Origin of the sequence: Shewanella electrica (assembly GCF_022321485.1) — a bacterium.
Classification (GTDB): domain Bacteria; phylum Pseudomonadota; class Gammaproteobacteria; order Enterobacterales; family Shewanellaceae; genus Shewanella; species Shewanella electrica.
Map to the genome: position 1 here is coordinate 1 of NZ_JAKOGG010000129.1, position 295 is coordinate 295.

Below are 295 nucleotides of genomic sequence, written 5' to 3' on the forward strand. Positions count from 1 at the left end.
CCCAAATCAAGATGGACCTAATGGGAATAGAATTCTCATCAAAACTTATCTGCCCTGTCCCTCTTCTCTTTATATGCTTTTCAAATTTAGGTTATGGTTGGAATGGTCCTCACTTGGCCATCATGACTTTGACAAACTCCTCGTAGTTGATCTGCCCATCACCATCAACGTCAGCCTCACGAATCATCTCATCGACTTCCTCATCAGTCAGCTTCTCACCGAGATTGGTCATTACGTGGCGGAGCTCTGCTGCAGAGATGAAACCATTCTGATCCTTGTCAAACACACGGAAAGC

The 295-nt window shown here is 45.1% G+C and carries 1 protein-coding gene; it reads right to left on the reverse strand.

What is annotated here, in order from left to right; translation table 11 throughout:
* Positions 1-109: 109 nt before the first annotated feature.
* On the reverse strand, positions 110-295 hold a 186-nt coding region (locus L9G74_RS24025; protein WP_238898557.1), incomplete at its 5' end, for an EF-hand domain-containing protein.